This window comes from Pseudomonas sp. GW821-FHT01C01, assembly GCF_059422645.1.
The window spans coordinates 46,274-62,346 of sequence record NZ_JBWKXF010000023.1; the positions used below are offsets into that span (position 1 = coordinate 46,274).

Sequence of the window (16,073 nt, forward strand, 5' to 3'; positions counted from 1 at the left end):
GGGATGTATTGATGTTGCCTTGCGCGCCCGCTACGAGCGGGCAGCGGCCATCACCGTCGCCGAATCCGGCAGATTTCCTGTATCTGACCTATTTCTCAGATTTTTCGCACAACCGTTCAAGCCCCTCTTACCGGGCTGTGAAGGTTTTGTTACAGCTATTTTCTTCAATAAAATCAATGACTTAAAAAACACAGCAAAACCGTGGGTTTTCAGGTGCTGCGGCAAAAAAAATCGTTGAAGAATGTTACCGACGAGCAGCTAGTGCATTGATTAGCAGTCTTTTCTGGCATAATCGCGCCCCCTTATGACCGGGTCAGAAAACCTTCATGATCGATTTATTCAGCGGACTGGATGCTTGGGTGCTTGTGAGCCTCTTGCTCGCCCTGGCCTTTGTCCTCGCCTTCGAGTTCATCAACGGCTTTCATGACACCGCTAACGCGGTGGCGACCGTTATCTACACCAAGGCCATGCCGCCTCACCTGGCGGTGTTCTTCTCCGGTGTGTTCAACTTCCTCGGCGTGCTGCTGGGCGGGGTCGGTGTGGCGTATGCCATCGTCCACCTGCTGCCGGTAGAACTGCTGATCAATGTGAACACTGGTCACGGACTGGCCATGGTGTTCTCGTTGCTCGCCGCCGCCATCACCTGGAACCTGGGCACCTGGTACTTCGGTATTCCCGCTTCCAGTTCCCACACGCTGATCGGTTCGATCCTCGGTGTCGGCCTGGCCAACGCCCTGATCAACGATATCCCGCTGGCTGACGGTGTGAACTGGCAGAAAGCGATCGATATCGGCGCCTCCCTGGTGTTCTCGCCAATGGCCGGTTTCCTGATCGCCGCGTTGATCCTGATCGCACTTAAATGGTGGCGTCCGCTGTCGAAGATGCACAAGACGCCGGAACAGCGTCGCAAGATCGACGACAAGAAACACCCGCCGTTCTGGAATCGCCTGGTACTGGTGATCTCGGCCATGGCCGTGAGTTTCGTGCACGGTTCCAACGATGGCCAGAAAGGTATCGGCCTGATCATGCTCGTCCTGATCGGTATCGTGCCAGCGCAGTTCGTCCTCGACCTGAACAGCACGACCTATCAGATCGAGCGTACCCGCGACGCCACCTTGCATCTGAGCCAGTTCTACCAGCGTAACTCTGCAACCCTGGGTGAGTTCCTGGCCCTGGGCAAGAGTGTGGAAGGCGATCTGCCGGAGAAATTCCGTTGCAACCCGCAACAGACCGAACCGACCATCACCGCCCTGCTCGGCACCCTCAAGGGTGTAGAGGACTACCACTCGCTATCGGCGGAAAGCCGTATCGAAGTACGTCGTTACCTGCTTTGCCTGGACGACACGGCGAAGAAAGTCAGCAAGTTGCCAAGCCTCGGGGCGCGTGAAAAGGCGGACCTGGACAAACTGCGCAAGGACCTGACGACGACCACCGAATACGCTCCGTTCTGGGTGATCCTGGCGGTTGCACTGGCCCTGGGCCTGGGCACCATGGTCGGCTGGAAACGCGTGGTACTGACCATTGGCGAGAAGATCGGCAAGCAGGGCATGACCTACTCCCAAGGCATGTCGGCACAGATCACCACCGCCAGCCTGATCGGCATGGCGAACATCTTCAGCCTCCCGGTTTCCACCACCCACGTACTGTCCTCGGGCGTGGCGGGCACCATGGTCGCCAACAAAAGCGGCCTGCAAGGCGGCACCGTCAGAACCATCCTGCTGGCCTGGGTATTGACCCTGCCAGCCACCGTGGCCCTGTCGGCCGGGTTGTTCTGGCTGGCCTCGAAGGCGCTTGGCAGCTGATACGCAGCCAAACCAAAAAAGGCGCGCTCCGCAAGGAACGCGCCTTTTTTATTGCTGCAATCTTCTTAACACCATAGAACCAATGTGGGAGCGGGCTTGCTCGCGAAGGCGGTGTGTCAGTAAACATAGATACCGACTGACACGGCCTCTTCGCGAGCAAGGCCGCTCCCACATTTATCTTCTGTACTTCCTCAAAAGACAGGCAAAAAAAAGGGCAACCGAAGTTGCCCAAAATGCCTTGCGTGCTCATTACATCCAGAAAGAACCACGGTTATTTCCGCTTGTGCGAATCCTTCCAGATAAAAAGTCCGAACCCTGCAAAAAACACAAACATGAGGCTGACAGTCAGCACTCCGGCGATCACCACGTTGTCGAAAAACATGACGCGTCTCCTGCACTTGCCCTGTTGCGATAGGGCTAAGTTAACCAAACGGGCAGGAGAGAATATTGACCGGGATCAATGTCGCCCGAGACTGGGCAAGAGGAAGGGGAAAATTTGACCCGCATCAATAAATACGGGGGATTCAGCGCTTTTTCGGTTTGTTCTTCGGCTTTTTCTTGGCCTTGCCCAACGGCATGGCCTGCTCGAACGCCTGGCGAACTTCATTGAGCCGCTTGTCATTGAGGTCATGAATACGCTTGGCGCGCTCAGCGTTGAGGTCAATCAGTTTGTCGTCTTGGCTCATGGCGGTCAGTGCATCGTTTGAAATGAATTTCAGCCACCGTAGCGTTCGGCAACCCTGCGCCAATAATGCAGCCTGACGGCCGTGCTGACCAGCCGTGCAGTCAAATCTCGATATCGACCCACAGCCCTTGCCGCGGCTGATCTTCCATCAGCGGCGCCACCGGCACGGTGTTGTCGGCATTGAGTTCATCCCCGGGAATCGCCATATGTGCCTCGGGGTCATGGTCGGCTTCACGGCGGCGCCGTTCCTGCTCCTGCCTGCGACGCTGTTCCTCGCGCAGCACTAACCCGTCCTCTTCAGGATTGCGCTTTTGCAGGTCAATGGTGCTTTCACTGGAGCTTTCCTGCACCGGCACCACCGGTGGAATATCCGGACGCTGACGGATCGGGTCAGTCTGTGAAGTGATCGGCACGGCACTCAGGGGGAGCATCGGTGGCAGCATGGTTTTCAGTCTCCTGTCAGCAAGCTGTCGGCTGCGGGGATGGCGACTTGAGCCATCGGTCGCAAACTGTGACTCAATTGGCACTCAAAGGTGCACTTAGGGGCGATCCCTGCGTAGGTGGGCTAACGTAAGACTGTGAGTTTTTCTGAGAGTCCTTTGGCCCTGAAGCGCTCATTCCGTTAAGATAGCCCGCTTTTTCAAGGTGGGAGTCAGGCAGCATGGCGCAGCAGTATCAACCGGGGCAACGCTGGATCAGTGACAGCGAAGCCGAGCTGGGTTTAGGCACCGTTCTGGCACAGGACGGCCGCTTGTTGACCGTGCTCTACCCGGCCACTGGCGACACCCGCCAGTACGCGTTACGGAATGCGCCCCTCACCCGCGTGCGGTTTTCGCCGGGTGACACCATCACTCACTTCGAAGGCTGGAAACTGACCGTACGCGAAGTCGACGACATTGATGGCCTGCTGGTTTACCACGGCCTCAACGGGCAGAGCGAAGTGGTCACCCTGCCGGAAACCCAGCTGTCGAACTTCATCCAGTTCCGCCTGGCCAGCGACCGTCTGTTCGCCGGCCAGATCGACCCGCTGGCCTGGTTCTCCCTGCGTTATCACACCCTGGAACACACCAGCCGCCAGTTGCAGTCTTCGCTGTGGGGCCTGGGCGGCGTGCGTGCGCAACCGATCGCGCACCAGTTGCACATTGCCCGCGAAGTCGCCGACCGTATCGCGCCACGGGTTCTGCTGGCCGACGAAGTGGGCCTGGGCAAAACCATCGAAGCCGGCCTGGTGATCCATCGCCAATTGCTCTCGGGCCGCGCCAGTCGCGTGCTGATCCTGGTTCCGGAAAACCTGCAGCACCAGTGGCTGGTAGAGATGCGCCGCCGCTTCAACCTGCAGGTCGCGCTGTTCGACGAAGAGCGCTTCATCGAAAGCGATGCCAGCAACCCGTTCGAAGACACCCAACTCGCGCTGGTAGCGCTTGAGTGGCTGGTGGACGACGAAAAAGCCCAGGACGCGCTGTTCGCGGCGGGCTGGGATTTGATGGTGGTCGACGAGGCGCACCACCTGGTGTGGCACGAAGATCAGGTCAGCCCTGAGTATTCCCTGGTCGAGCAACTCGCCGAAACCATTCCTGGCGTGCTGCTGTTGACCGCCACCCCGGAACAACTGGGCCAGGACAGCCACTTCGCCCGTCTGCGCCTGCTCGACCCGAACCGTTTCCATGACCTGCAAGCCTTCCGCGCCGAGAGCGAAAACTATCGTCCGGTGGCCGAGGCCGTTCAGGAGTTGCTGGACCAGGGACGCCTGTCGCCGCAAGCTCACAAGACCATCCACGGTTTCCTTGGCAACGAAGGCGAAGCCCTGCTGGCCGCCGTCAACGATGGCGACACCGAAGCCAGCGCCCGCCTCGTGCGTGAACTGCTCGACCGTCACGGCACCGGCCGCGTGCTGTTCCGCAACACTCGCGCCGCCGTGCAAGGCTTCCCGGAGCGCAAGCTGCACCCGTACCCGCTGCCGTGCCCGGACGAATACCTCGAACTGCCGCTGGGCGATCACGCCGAGCTGTACCCGGAAGTCAGCTTCCAGGCCCAGCCGGATGCCAGCGAAGAAGATCGCTGGTGGAAATTCGACCCGCGCGTCGAGTGGCTGATCGATCAGCTGAAGATGCTCAAGCGCACCAAAGTGCTGGTGATCTGCGCCCACGCCGAAACCGCCATGGACCTTGAAGACGCCCTGCGCGTGCGTTCCGGCATCCCGGCCACGGTGTTCCACGAAGGCATGAACATCCTCGAGCGTGACCGCGCTGCCGCCTACTTCGCCGACGAAGAGTTTGGCGCGCAAGTGCTGATCTGCTCGGAAATCGGCAGTGAAGGTCGCAACTTCCAGTTTTCCCATCACCTGGTGCTGTTCGACCTGCCGTCCCACCCGGATCTGCTGGAACAACGCATCGGTCGTCTGGACCGGATCGGCCAGAAGCACATCATTGAACTGCACGTGCCGTACCTGGAAACCAGCCCGCAAGAGCGTCTGTTCCAGTGGTACCACGAAGCGCTGAATGCGTTCCTCAATACCTGCCCGACCGGCAACGCCCTGCAGCACCAGTTCGGCCCGCGCCTGCTGCCGCTGCTCGAAGAAGCCGACGATGGCGAGTGGCAAGCGCTGATCGACGAAGCCCGCACCGAGCGTGAGCGTCTGGAAGCCGAGTTGCACACCGGCCGTGACCGTTTGCTGGAGCTGAACTCCGGTGGCGCGGGCGAAGGCGATGCGCTGGTGGAAGATATCCTTGAGCAAGACGATCAGTTCGCGCTGCCGATTTACATGGAAACCCTGTTTGACGCCTTTGGCATCGACAGCGAAGACCATTCGGAAAACGCCCTGATCCTCAAGCCGAGCGAAAAAATGCTCGACGCCAGCTTCCCGCTGGGCGATGACGAAGGCGTGACCATTACTTACGACCGCAACCAGGCGCTGTCTCGCGAAGACATGCAGTTCATCACCTGGGAGCACCCGATGGTTCAGGGCGGCATGGATCTGGTGCTGTCCGGTTCCATGGGCAACACCGCTGTGGCGCTGATCAAGAACAAGGCGCTGAAGCCGGGCACCGTGTTGCTGGAACTGCTGTATGTCAGCGAAGTGGTTGCCCCGCGCTCGCTGCAACTGGGTCGCTACCTGCCACCGGCCGCCCTGCGCTGCCTGCTTGATACCAACGGCAATGACTTGTCGGCACGCGTTTCGTTCGAAACCTTGAACGATCAGCTTGAAAGCGTTCCGCGTGCCAGCGCCAACAAGTTCATCCAGGCCCAGCGTGACCAGTTGACGCCACGGATCAACGCCGGTGAAGCGAAGATCCTGCCTCGCCACACTGAACGTGTCGCCGAGGCGCAGCGTCGCCTGGCCGCCGATACCGAAGAAGAACTGGCGCGCCTGACCGCGTTGCAAGCGGTCAACCCGACCGTGCGCGACAGCGAACTGGTGGCCCTGCGCAAACAACGCGAACAAGGCCTGGCCATGCTCGACAAGGCTGCGCTGCGACTGGAAGCGATTCGGGTGCTGGTGGCGGGTTAATCCCGCTCCTCCACCGCTATAAAAAGAAGGCCCGCAGTGATGCGGGCCTTTTTGTTTACTTCAATTTCAGTAGTGCTGTTGATGGCCTCTTCGCGGGCAAGCCCGCTCCCACAGGGATCTCATATGCACTGAAGATCCAATGTGGGAGCGGGCTTGCTCGCGAAAGCGATCAGGCAGTCACCGCAGAACCTTCAGGCTCACCCACCGCCACCAACCCGGCCTTCATCCTCTTGGCATCGCGCACAAAACACCGCGAAGCCAGGAACAGAAACACCACGGTGAACAACAGCGCCACCGGAATCAGGTACATCGCATCATGCAAGCCGACTGCCTTGAAGGCTTCGGTCATCTGCCCGGCACCGGCCGCGAGCATCGCCGAGTGGGCAAAATGATCTGACAAGGCCCCGACCACCACCGGCCCAAGACCACCGCCCAACAGGTACAGCCCGGCAAAGAACAGCGCCATCGCCGTTGCCCGCAACCGCGGCTCGACCACATCCTGAATCGCCGTGTACACGCAGGTGTAGAAGTTGTAGGCGAACAACCAGCCGACGCTGAATACGGCGACAAACACTCCGATTTCGATTCGCCCGGAATGCAGCGCCCACGCAGTGCAAACCGTCGAAATCATCAGACTGAAAGCCGCAAACAACAACCGCCCATTGGCAACCCGTTGGTGAATCTTATCCGCGATCCAGCCCCCCAGGGTCAGGCCGACCAACCCGGTCACGCCGACAATAACCCCGGTGGCAACCGCGGCATCCTGCAATGGCATCAGGAAATACCGTTGCAGCATCGGCACCAGAAACGAGTTGCAGGCATAAGTGGCGAAGTTGAAACACAGGCCGGCCATCACCAGCCACAGGAAGGTCGGCACGGCCAATACCCGGCGGATCGGCCGATCGATCTTTTCCTGCGAAACCTGAACGCTCTCGGCGGCGCCGCGTTTCGGTTCCTTGATGAAAAACATGAAGATCGCGAGGATCAGCCCGGGCACCGCCGCGATAAAGAACGGTGCGCGCCAGCTATCGAAGGCCTTGACCATCGCGCCGATGGTGAAGAACGCCAGCAACAGCCCCAATGGCAGCCCCAGCATGAAAATCCCCATGGCCCGCGCCCGGCGGTGAGCCGGGAACAAGTCGCCGATCAGCGAGTTGGCGGCCGGCGCATAACTGGCCTCGCCGATGCCGATGCCCATGCGCACGATCAGGAAACTCCAGAAACTGCCCACCATGCCGTTGACGGCCGTCAGCCCGCTCCACACCGCCAGCCCCCAGCCCATCAGCTTGCTGCGCGAGCCGGTATCGGCCATGCGCCCCAGCGGCAGGCCGGCAATCGCGTAGACGATGGTGAATGCCGTACCGATGATCCCCAACTGGAAATCACTGAGGTGCCATTCCATGCGAATGGGCTCGATGATGATGGCCGGGATGGTGCGGTCGAAAAAATTGAACAGGTTGGCCAGGAACAACAGGAACAGAATGCGCCAGGCATTCGCCGCTTGGGTCGAGTTCTGCATGGGTCCGTCTCTTTTATTGTTTTTGGGGCGTCACTGCCCCCGGACTTTGCAATCTAGACAGGCCGGCCAGAACTGTCTTTCATTATTCGCCAGGCTGATACCAACCCATGGTGCACAGCCCGCTCCCACAGGGTCGCAGCGTTCGCCGGATGGGTATCCAGCAGCTCGTCCGGCCGATGAAAAATACCTTTCGCCCCCCCTTCCCAAGCCGTTGGCGAAGCCTAGAATAGCGGCCTTGTTTCCCCCCTGCGTCTCCACTCCTCCTTACGATAATCGCCCATGTCCGAAGCCAGTCCGTGTCTGAATTGCGGTGCCTGCTGTTCTCATTTTCGCGTGTCATTTTTCTGGGGTGAATGCGCTTCGTCCGGGGGAACGGTACCCGATGAGCTTGTCGAGCAGATCAGCCCCAGTCGGGTCGCGATGCTCGGCACCGGCTGCAAACCCGTACGCTGCACCAGCCTGCAGGGAGACGTGGGCAGTACGGTGGAATGCTCGATTTACGAAAAACGTTCCAGCACCTGTCGGGAGTTCGAGGCCTCATGGGTCGATGGCGTGGCCAATCCCGATTGCGATGCGGCCCGTGCCGCTTTCGGCTTGCCCGCCCTGCAACCCGCGTTCGAGACGCCTCAAAAGCAAATCGCCTGAGCAATAGCACTAATCGCTATTAGGCTAATGCCAAAATCATTAGTGCCAATGTGCCACTACCGCTTGCGCTCCATCCATGCCCTCTATACTCCAAGGCATTCGCCGGCGCTCCTTGCGCCAGCCTGAGGATAACAATGGGGCATGCTATGGAATGGCTTGGTTTGCATTTCCTTACCGAGCTACCAGAGAGTGGGCAGGTCATACTTAATTGCACACATGACCCTTTTCTGGTGCTGCTGGCTTATCTGGTCGCCTGTGTCGGCTGTTTCGCGACGCTGGACATGGCCGAACGGGTTGCTCACGCTGAAAAATCCGCTTCCCAGTCGCGCTGGCGCTGGGTTGGCAGCGGGTGCCTGGCTGGCAGTATCTGGGCCATGCACTTCGTCGCGATGCTGGCATTCCAGGCGCCGATCGATCTTCACTACCAACTGCCTGTCACGGTGTTCTCACTAACCATCGCGCTGCTCGCCGCATGGCTGGCAATGCATACCCTCAGCCTCCCTGATTTGAGTTTGCCACAGTGTCTCAAGGCATCGATCGGGATCGGCCTGGGTATCGCGACCATGCATTACGTGGGCATGACGGCCATGCACTCCAATGCCGACGTCTATTACCATCCGGGCCTGTTCGCCCTTTCCATCGCGATCGCGATCGGTGCCGCGCTGGCAGCCTTGTTGCTGGCATGGTATCTGCGCGACGGCACCGGCATGCTGCATCAGCTCTTCAAATACAGCGCCAGCCTGTTGCTCGGGGCTGGCATCCTCAGCATGCACCTCACTGCGATGGCCGCCTTCAACATGGTCCTGCCCGGCGACAGCCTGCCAGCGCAAACCGGCGAACACAGCCAAATGCAACTGGCACTGACCGTAACGGTCATGGCCCTGCTGATCATCGGCAGCAGCATCAGCGCGGCATTGGCGGACAAGAAACTGCAACATAAGGACCACGACCTGCAGCGGGTCAACTCCCTGGTCAGCCAACTGGACCAGGCGCGCATGTCACTGCAACAGGTGGCGCACTACGACCCGCTGACCAACCTGATCAACCGCCGCGGGTTCAACCAGATCTTCGCCGAAAAACTCATGGAGAAAACCAACGAAGGCGGGATGCTGGCGGTCATGTTCCTGGACATCGACCACTTCAAGCGGATCAACGACAGCCTTGGTCACGATGCCGGTGACGATCTGCTCAAAGTGCTTGCCCAACACATCAAGAGCTCGATTCGCAGTCACGAGGATGTGGTCGCGCGCTTCGGTGGTGACGAGTTCTGCCTGCTCATCAACCTGCATGATCGTGAAGAGGCGCGGCATATGGCCCAACGCATCATGCTGAAAATGAAGGAGCCCATCGAGCTGGCCGGCAGGCGCATGGTCATGACCACCAGCATCGGCATCAGTCTGTTTCCGGAAGACGGCAAGACGTGTGAGGAACTGCTGAAAAACGCCGACCTGGCGCTGTATCAGTCCAAGGGCAGCGGCCGCAACGGGCTGAACTTTTTCAGTGCCAACCTGAAAACCCGCGCCATACTGGAGCTGCAGCTGGAAGAGGAATTGCGCCACGCCCTGCGTGAAGACACCGGCCTGATGCTCTATTACCAGCCGATCTATGACCTCAAGACCGGTCAGGTCAGCAAGCTCGAAGCCTTGATTCGCTGGCAACACCCGGTCCACGGTTTACTCGCACCGGATCGTTTTATCGCCATCGCCGAGGCCAACGGCCTGATCGCCGAGCTGGACAACTGGGTGCTGCGCAAGGCCTGCGAGGATCTGGGCGAGTTGTCGCGCAAAGGCTGTGAAGACCTCAAGATCGCCGTGAACTGCTCGCCGCTGAACCTCGCACGCGAAGAACTGGCCGACGAAATCGAGTACGCATTGCGGGCCTCCGGTGTGGCGCCCCACCGGCTGGAACTGGAAGTCACGGAAAACGCCTTGATGGGCAATATCGCCAACACACTGGTGTTGCTGCGACAGATTCGTGCCCTCGGCGTGTCGCTGTCGATCGATGACTTCGGCACCGGCTATTCATCCCTGGCCTACCTCAAGCGCTTGCCGCTCAACACGCTGAAAATCGACCGTTCGTTCATCCAGGACATCCCCAAGGCCACCCAGGACATGGAGATTGTCCAGGCGATTATCGTCATGGCCCATACCCTGCACCTGCAAGTGGTCACCGAAGGGGTCGAAACTTTCGAGCAATACCAATTCCTGGAAAACCACGGCTGTGACTTCGTTCAGGGCTACCTGCTGAGCCGGCCGGTGCCACTGGCGGAGCTGCATCCGGTGCTGCTCGAAATCAACCAGCGCAAGCACGCCTATACCGTCACGACGCTGAGCCTGGCTCACGGTACATCTGCACTAATGTAGACGGGTCTTTCTCAAGGAAACCCTGACTCCCATGCAGGCGCATCAACTGCGCGGCCAGACCGCTGACCGGTGTCGCCGAGCCCTGTTCACGAGAAAACTTCACCGCTGCATCCAGATCCTTGAGCAATGTCCGCACGTGCCACTTGACCGGCTCGAAACGGTTTTCAGCCATCTGCGGGGCCAGGATCTGCAACGGTTTCGAATCGGCAAAGCCGCCGGCCAGCGCTTCGGCGATCAGGCTTGCATCAACCCCGGAACGCTCCGCCAGCGCGACCACTTCGGCAATCACCAATGCATTGCAGGCGACGATCATCTGATTGCACGCCTTGGTCACCTGCCCTGCCCCGACACCGCCCATGTGCGTCACACGCTGCCCCAGGCTCAACAGGACAGGCCGGACCCGTTCCAGGTCCTGTGCGTCACCGCCGACCATGATGGCCAGGCTCCCGGCTTCAGCCCCAACCACACCGCCGGACACCGGCGTGTCGAGCCAGCCCATGCCGGTTTTACCGGCGAGTTCTGCGGCCATTTCCCGCGTGGCGTTGGGCTCCAGACTGGAAAAATCCACCAGTAACTGGCCTTTTTTCGCCCCTTCGATAATGCCTGTCGGACCAAACACGACCTCGCGTACGACCGACGTATCCGCCAGGCACAACATCACCACATCAGCGTGCTGGCACAGTTCGGCCGGGCTGGCGACCTGGCGTGCGCCTGCCTCCACCAGCGGCTTGCACTTGTCCGGATTGCGATTCCATACCGCCAGCGGATAACCCGCGGCCAGCAGGCGCCGGCACATCGGCAACCCCATCAGGCCGATCCCGGCAAACCCTAGCGAAGGTAGCGTTGACATCATTTAGCCTCTTTCTGATTAAAGATCATCGAATATTGGCCGATTCATCATGACTTAGGAAAGGATTCACCCCGAGTGATGCTCAGGCTAAAGACCAAGGCATGGTCCAAGTACGCGCTGAAAAAAGACGCGATTCTATTCCGTGACGGTTCGACGACAGCGAGTCGGCCAACCAATCAGCCCAGGTAGATGGCGAACAATGACTTCTAAAAACAACCCGGCCACTGCGGTAACCGATCTGACGTTGAGCCCCGCGGCCAACAGCCCGTCATCACCGAAGCCATTGATTCAATCCCGTCCGTTGGCGACCCAGCAATACCTGTACTTCACCGAAACCAACACTGACCGCATCCTCGATAACCTCGACGGCCTGCGCGACATGGTGTTCCCGCGCGCACCGCATCTGGAAGGCGACAGCGAACAGCACAACGATCAGGAATTCCCCTCGGTGTGCCTGATCGGCCTGGGCCGCTGCGGCTCGAACATTGCGCTGGACGTGGCGGAGCTGGTGTACAACGCCCGCAAGTTCTACCTCAACGAATTCAATAACGAAGACCGCTTGTCGCCGGACAAGCGCTTTGCCGAAAAGGGCTACAGCCCGGCCCAGTGGATTCGCAACAACCTGCGCCTGGGCCAGAACAAAAACACAAAGCCGGTGTTTCTGGTCGAGCCACTGGTGATGCTCGGCGACCTGGACAAGGACATTGCCGGACGCATCCGCTTCTCGCGCAAGGGCGAAAAAAGCGGCTTCCTGCGCGACTACAGCAAGATGAAGATCATGGACTTGTCGGAAGTCCACGCCGGTGGTGCCGGTAACGCGCCGATCCTCGGCCAGTACCTGGCCAAGATCATCCTGAACAAGGACACCCAGCGTTTCTCCAGCCCTGACTGGAAAATGATTCACTCGTACCTGATCGACAGCTGCGGTATCAAGGCCAACCAGTCGCGCCTGTATTTCTCGATCTTCAGTGCCGGCGGCGGTACGGGCTCGGGCATGGCCTCGGAGTTCGGCCTGGCCCAGCAGCACTCGTACATGAACAAGACGTTCGACACCAAGCCGATGGACGAGCACGACAGCAAGAGCGGCCACTCCTTCGTCTTCGAACCGATCTTCACCAGTGGCATCTGTGTATTGCCGAACATTTCCGATCACCGCAGTGAAATGTCCGAGGCGCTGCACATCAACGCCGGCCGCCTGCTGTGCAAATACCTGTCGGAAGAGTGGGACTTCTCCTACAACTTCGCCAACGAAGACAGCAGCGAAGCCAGCGTCATGGGCCGCATCCGCCCTTGGAACGCGATGATGCTGATCTCCAACGACATCATGCGTTACGCCGAAGAGAACGATGACGGCAATATCCAGAACATTGATGTCAATGCCATGGAAAAGCATGCCAACCAATACATCTCGCAGCAGATCTTCAACATTCTGACGGCCCAGGCGGTTACCACCGACTACGACCAGAACTATTTCCGTCGCGCCGGCATCGACATCGGCGAAACCATCCGCCTGGACGCCAACGACCTGTTCATGAGTCTGGCCGGCCCGGTGGCGATTGCCTATGCCGAGTCCGTGGTGCCGGAAACCCCGCCGCCGAGCAGTGACAAATTCAAGGTATTCGAGAAAGAGCCGCAGCGCCTGAACATCGACGACCTGTTCTTCCGTTCGATCGACCTGCCGCACTTCAACAAGGTCACCCAGGCCATCGAAGGCATCAGCCTGTTGCCGATCGAATCCAAGCGCTATCGTGCGTCGCTGGAGCAGTACAAGAACTCGGGGTACGACGCGGCGGCCCTGCATGACCTGCACTTCTTCAAGAATTGCTCGTCGGTGGTGTCGATCGTTTCCTTGCCGAAGGACTACAAGCTGTCCTACATGGATCTGAACCGGTTGAAGACTCACCTCAACAGCCTGTTCCCCAACACCACGCTCAAGCGCTACGCGCTGGTGATCGGCGCCTCGGCGAACCTGTCGCTGACCACCCTGATCGCCAAGAGCCCGTGCCTGTCGGACGACTTCCTGACGCTGATCGTGGCCTTCATCAAGCGCTGCTTTGCGAAGTCCGCGTACCGTTTCGACGAAACCCTGGACAACTCGATCCTGGACTTCATCGTCCAGGAGGAATTCGACGAAGGCCGCATCGACGACTTGCTCAACGAGTTCGAGAACCCGGCGAAGATCCTCGATACCAACTGGTACGCGATCAAGCCGATGTATGAGAAGAAGTACCGCGAGCTGATCAACGACAAGGAAAAATTCGTCTCGATCAACGACATCCGCCTGTCGCGCGATTGCGTGAAGAAAGCGATCAAGTACCTGCGCGAGATCTACCGTCACCGCATTGGCAAGACCAAGGTTATTTCGCTGAATAACCATACGGGCAAGACTTTCTGAGACCGGCGCAAGACCGCGTAACCCCCAATCGCTGGCAAGCCAGCTCCTACAGGAATTGATGTCGAACATTAACGACACCGAGCCATGTAGGAGCTGGCTTGCCAGCGAAGACGGCCTCGAATCCAACAAACATTCAACATTCAGAAACAATTGAGCAGCCGTTCAGTTGCCCTCCCAACTGTTCCCGTTACGTTTACGTCACCGTGAAGCTGTGGCCTTTCTCTACGGCAACATGCCATCACGCTACTCGGCTACACACTTTTCCCCTTGAAAGGAGTGCACCAAGCAGGTGCAACCTTTTAAGCCAGCGCCCTTTCCTGGACCAGAATCCACGGCGAAACAACCACCGCCCACAACTGCGGATCACGCTCAAAAAGATCCAGCGCCCGCGTTTCAGACAGCTTGGCGAGCTTGTCGCCGGCCAACCAGGCTGCCACTTTCTCCCCTTCATCCTGGGCCACGGCCTCGGCGGCGGCGATCAAATCCAGGCCCGGATCGACCCACAATAGGGCACCCTTGGCGAAGAACGGCTCCAGCTCTTTCCAGGTAATAGATGCGGTTTCACCAAGCAGCTTGGCATAGAGGGTGCTAGGTTCTTGATTCATGGGACTGTCCGGAAAAGAAATCGACGCGAATGATAACGTCGGTGGTCCGGCAGAAAAACCCGGATGCAATTGAGTGACCGAAATGAAAAGCGCAGGAAAGCCAGGGAATGCACTGAATCCGGCTATAAGCCCCTCAACGCCCCCGCCGCAATTCTGTCTTTTTCTTTCAATAAAGCGACACTTGCAGGTTTTGCCCCTCGGCGCCGCCTTCCCAGGCTGACAATCGGCGCTCTACACTGTACCGGTACAGTTGCCGAGGGGCTTTTCCGGGGAATGTCGTAGATATCTGACCCGGTTCTGCTGCCCAAGGCGCCAGGACTATAAAAACTACAACAGTAAGAGTGGAGCACTATGACTAAGGCTACTAAGCAGATTTCCAAACTGTTTGCCGCTATGGTTCTGGCCGGGGTTGCCAGCCATTCGTTCGCAGCTGACACCATCAAGATCGGCATCGCCGGCCCTAAAACCGGCCCTGTAGCCCAATACGGCGACATGCAGTTCAGTGGCGCCAAAATGGCCATCGAACAGATCAACGCCAAGGGCGGCGTAGACGGCAAGAAACTCGAAGCCGTTGAATACGATGACGCCTGCGATCCAAAACAAGCTGTTGCGGTCGCGAACAAAGTCGTCAACGACGGCGTCAAGTTCGTGGTCGGCCACCTGTGCTCCAGCTCCACTCAACCGGCTTCGGACATCTACGAAGACGAAGGCGTGATCATGATCACCCCGGCTGCCACCAGCCCGGACATCACCAACCGTGGTTACAAAATGGTCTTCCGCACCATCGGTCTGGACAGCGCCCAGGGCCCTGCCGCCGGTAACTACATTGCCGATCACGTAAAACCGAAAATCGTTGCTGTTCTGCACGACAAACAGCAATACGGTGAAGGCATCGCCACCGCCGTGAAAAAAACCCTGGAAGGCAAAGGCGTGAAAGTTGCCGTGTTCGAAGGCATCAACGCCGGCGACAAAGACTTCTCGTCGATGATCGCCAAGCTCAAGCAAGCCAACGTCGACTTCGTTTACTACGGCGGCTACCACCCGGAGCTGGGTCTGATCCTGCGTCAATCCCAGGAAAAAGGCCTGAAAGCCAAGTTCATGGGTCCGGAAGGCGTGGGTAACGACTCCATTTCGCAGATCGCCAAGGACGCTTCCGAAGGCCTGCTGGTAACCCTGCCGAAGTCCTTCGACCAGGATCCGGCCAACATTGCCCTGGCTGACGCATTCAAAGCGAAGAAAGAAGATCCAAGCGGTCCGTTCGTGTTCCCGGCCTACTCGGCTGTTGAAGTTATCGCTGGTGGCATCACTGCCGCCAAGAGCGAAGACCCTGCCAAAGTGGCTGCTGCCATCCACGCCGGCACCTTCAAGACCCCGACCGGCGACCTGAGCTTCGACGCCAAGGGCGACCTGAAGGACTTCAAATTTGTGGTTTACGAGTGGCACTTCGGCAAACCAAAAACTGAAGCTTCGCCTCAGTAAGGCGCTTGCCTGACTGACTGCCAATAAAGCCCACGGCGTGCCGTGGGCTTTGTTTTACGAACGTATTGGGCCGCGCTGGCGAGATCCGCCAGTCTCCCCACCTGAAAATCTCAAAACCGTCATCAGCGGTTCGCTGGCAAACCCCGGATTCGAAGTGGATGCAGATCCACGGGGCCCGGGCGGGAAAATGACTCCACCAGTGAAATGCGTATCAGGTTTTTA

General features: G+C 58.9%; 12 protein-coding genes. 6 read left to right on the top strand and 6 right to left on the bottom strand.

The window, feature by feature from the left end; genetic code table 11:
• Positions 1 to 326 precede the first annotated feature (326 nt).
• Positions 327 to 1,802 carry an inorganic phosphate transporter gene (locus AC07XF_RS15870; RefSeq protein ID WP_495027225.1) on the top strand — a complete coding sequence of 492 codons (1,476 nt, stop codon included), beginning with the start codon at positions 327 to 329 and terminating at the stop codon, positions 1,800 to 1,802.
• 271 nt (positions 1,803 to 2,073) lie between these two features.
• On the opposite strand, the gene ccoM is transcribed toward AC07XF_RS15870, so the two are convergent.
• The 3 genes from ccoM to AC07XF_RS15885 form a co-directional block, all read right to left on the bottom strand.
• Complete coding sequence (gene ccoM, locus AC07XF_RS15875) at positions 2,074 to 2,184, bottom strand: cytochrome c oxidase subunit CcoM (RefSeq protein WP_007976669.1); 111 nt, start codon at positions 2,182 to 2,184, stop codon at positions 2,074 to 2,076.
• 142 nt (positions 2,185 to 2,326) lie between these two features.
• The gene (locus tag AC07XF_RS15880) at positions 2,327 to 2,488 is read right to left on the bottom strand and encodes a hypothetical protein (protein WP_007998358.1); all 162 of its coding nucleotides are present in this window, start codon (positions 2,486 to 2,488) and stop codon (positions 2,327 to 2,329) included.
• Positions 2,489 to 2,588: 100 nt separating this feature from the next.
• On the bottom strand, positions 2,589 to 2,930 hold the full coding sequence (locus AC07XF_RS15885) for an aspartate-semialdehyde dehydrogenase (RefSeq protein WP_310056556.1): 342 nt from the start codon (positions 2,928 to 2,930) through the stop codon (positions 2,589 to 2,591).
• Between the two features lie 218 nt (positions 2,931 to 3,148).
• On the opposite strand from AC07XF_RS15885, the gene rapA reads away from it, so the two are divergent.
• Positions 3,149 to 5,995, top strand: a complete 2,847-nt coding sequence (gene rapA, locus AC07XF_RS15890) for an RNA polymerase-associated protein RapA (protein ID WP_495027226.1) — start codon at positions 3,149 to 3,151, stop codon at positions 5,993 to 5,995.
• A gap of 169 nt (positions 5,996 to 6,164) precedes the next feature.
• Here rapA and AC07XF_RS15895 read toward each other — a convergent pair whose 3' ends face one another.
• Complete coding sequence (locus tag AC07XF_RS15895; RefSeq protein ID WP_495027227.1) at positions 6,165 to 7,514, bottom strand: spinster family MFS transporter; 1,350 nt, start codon at positions 7,512 to 7,514, stop codon at positions 6,165 to 6,167.
• A 279-nt stretch (positions 7,515 to 7,793) separates the two neighbouring features.
• Here AC07XF_RS15895 and AC07XF_RS15900 point away from each other — a divergent pair, with 279 nt between their 5' ends.
• Both AC07XF_RS15900 and AC07XF_RS15905 read left to right on the top strand, forming a co-directional pair.
• Complete coding sequence (locus tag AC07XF_RS15900) at positions 7,794 to 8,159, top strand: YkgJ family cysteine cluster protein (RefSeq protein ID WP_495027228.1); 366 nt, start codon at positions 7,794 to 7,796, stop codon at positions 8,157 to 8,159.
• Between the two features lie 146 nt (positions 8,160 to 8,305).
• Positions 8,306 to 10,522, top strand: a complete 2,217-nt coding sequence (locus AC07XF_RS15905; RefSeq protein ID WP_495027229.1) for a putative bifunctional diguanylate cyclase/phosphodiesterase — start codon at positions 8,306 to 8,308, stop codon at positions 10,520 to 10,522.
• Here AC07XF_RS15905 and AC07XF_RS15910 read toward each other — a convergent pair.
• Complete coding sequence (locus AC07XF_RS15910; protein ID WP_495027230.1) at positions 10,479 to 11,375, bottom strand: NAD(P)-dependent oxidoreductase; 897 nt, start codon at positions 11,373 to 11,375, stop codon at positions 10,479 to 10,481. The genes AC07XF_RS15905 and AC07XF_RS15910 overlap by 44 nt on opposite strands.
• Before the next feature lie 196 nt (positions 11,376 to 11,571).
• Between AC07XF_RS15910 and AC07XF_RS15915 the strand changes: the two genes are divergently transcribed.
• A complete protein-coding gene (locus AC07XF_RS15915; RefSeq protein WP_495027231.1) occupies positions 11,572 to 13,767 on the top strand; it encodes a hypothetical protein in 2,196 nt (731 codons plus the stop codon).
• A gap of 299 nt (positions 13,768 to 14,066) precedes the next feature.
• On the opposite strand, the gene AC07XF_RS15920 is transcribed toward AC07XF_RS15915, so the two are convergent.
• Positions 14,067 to 14,372 carry a DUF2288 domain-containing protein gene (locus AC07XF_RS15920; RefSeq protein WP_495027232.1) on the bottom strand — a complete coding sequence of 102 codons (306 nt, stop codon included), beginning with the start codon at positions 14,370 to 14,372 and terminating at the stop codon, positions 14,067 to 14,069.
• Between the two features lie 351 nt (positions 14,373 to 14,723).
• On the opposite strand from AC07XF_RS15920, the gene AC07XF_RS15925 reads away from it, so the two are divergent.
• Positions 14,724 to 15,851 (top strand): branched-chain amino acid ABC transporter substrate-binding protein, encoded by a 1,128-nt coding sequence (locus tag AC07XF_RS15925; RefSeq protein WP_495027233.1) that lies wholly within the window; start codon positions 14,724 to 14,726, stop codon positions 15,849 to 15,851.
• The last annotated feature ends 222 nt before the right edge of the window (positions 15,852 to 16,073 follow it).

Excerpts from the sequence above, each read along its gene's own strand:
- AC07XF_RS15925 (WP_495027233.1), top strand. The coding sequence starts at position 14,724 with ATGACTAAGGCTACTAAGCAGATTTCCAAACTGTTTGCCGCTATGGTT.
- AC07XF_RS15920 (WP_495027232.1), bottom strand. The coding sequence starts at position 14,372 with ATGAATCAAGAACCTAGCACCCTCTATGCCAAGCTGCTTGGTGAAACC.
- AC07XF_RS15915 (WP_495027231.1), top strand. The coding sequence starts at position 11,572 with ATGACTTCTAAAAACAACCCGGCCACTGCGGTAACCGATCTGACGTTG.
- AC07XF_RS15880 (WP_007998358.1), bottom strand. The coding sequence starts at position 2,488 with ATGAGCCAAGACGACAAACTGATTGACCTCAACGCTGAGCGCGCCAAG.
- AC07XF_RS15870 (WP_495027225.1), top strand. The coding sequence starts at position 327 with ATGATCGATTTATTCAGCGGACTGGATGCTTGGGTGCTTGTGAGCCTC.
- AC07XF_RS15910 (WP_495027230.1), bottom strand. The coding sequence starts at position 11,375 with ATGATGTCAACGCTACCTTCGCTAGGGTTTGCCGGGATCGGCCTGATG.
- ccoM (WP_007976669.1), bottom strand. The coding sequence starts at position 2,184 with ATGTTTTTCGACAACGTGGTGATCGCCGGAGTGCTGACTGTCAGCCTC.
- rapA (WP_495027226.1), top strand. The coding sequence starts at position 3,149 with ATGGCGCAGCAGTATCAACCGGGGCAACGCTGGATCAGTGACAGCGAA.
- AC07XF_RS15895 (WP_495027227.1), bottom strand. The coding sequence starts at position 7,514 with ATGCAGAACTCGACCCAAGCGGCGAATGCCTGGCGCATTCTGTTCCTG.
- AC07XF_RS15905 (WP_495027229.1), top strand. The coding sequence starts at position 8,306 with ATGGAATGGCTTGGTTTGCATTTCCTTACCGAGCTACCAGAGAGTGGG.
- AC07XF_RS15900 (WP_495027228.1), top strand. The coding sequence starts at position 7,794 with ATGTCCGAAGCCAGTCCGTGTCTGAATTGCGGTGCCTGCTGTTCTCAT.
- AC07XF_RS15885 (WP_310056556.1), bottom strand. The coding sequence starts at position 2,930 with ATGCTGCCACCGATGCTCCCCCTGAGTGCCGTGCCGATCACTTCACAG.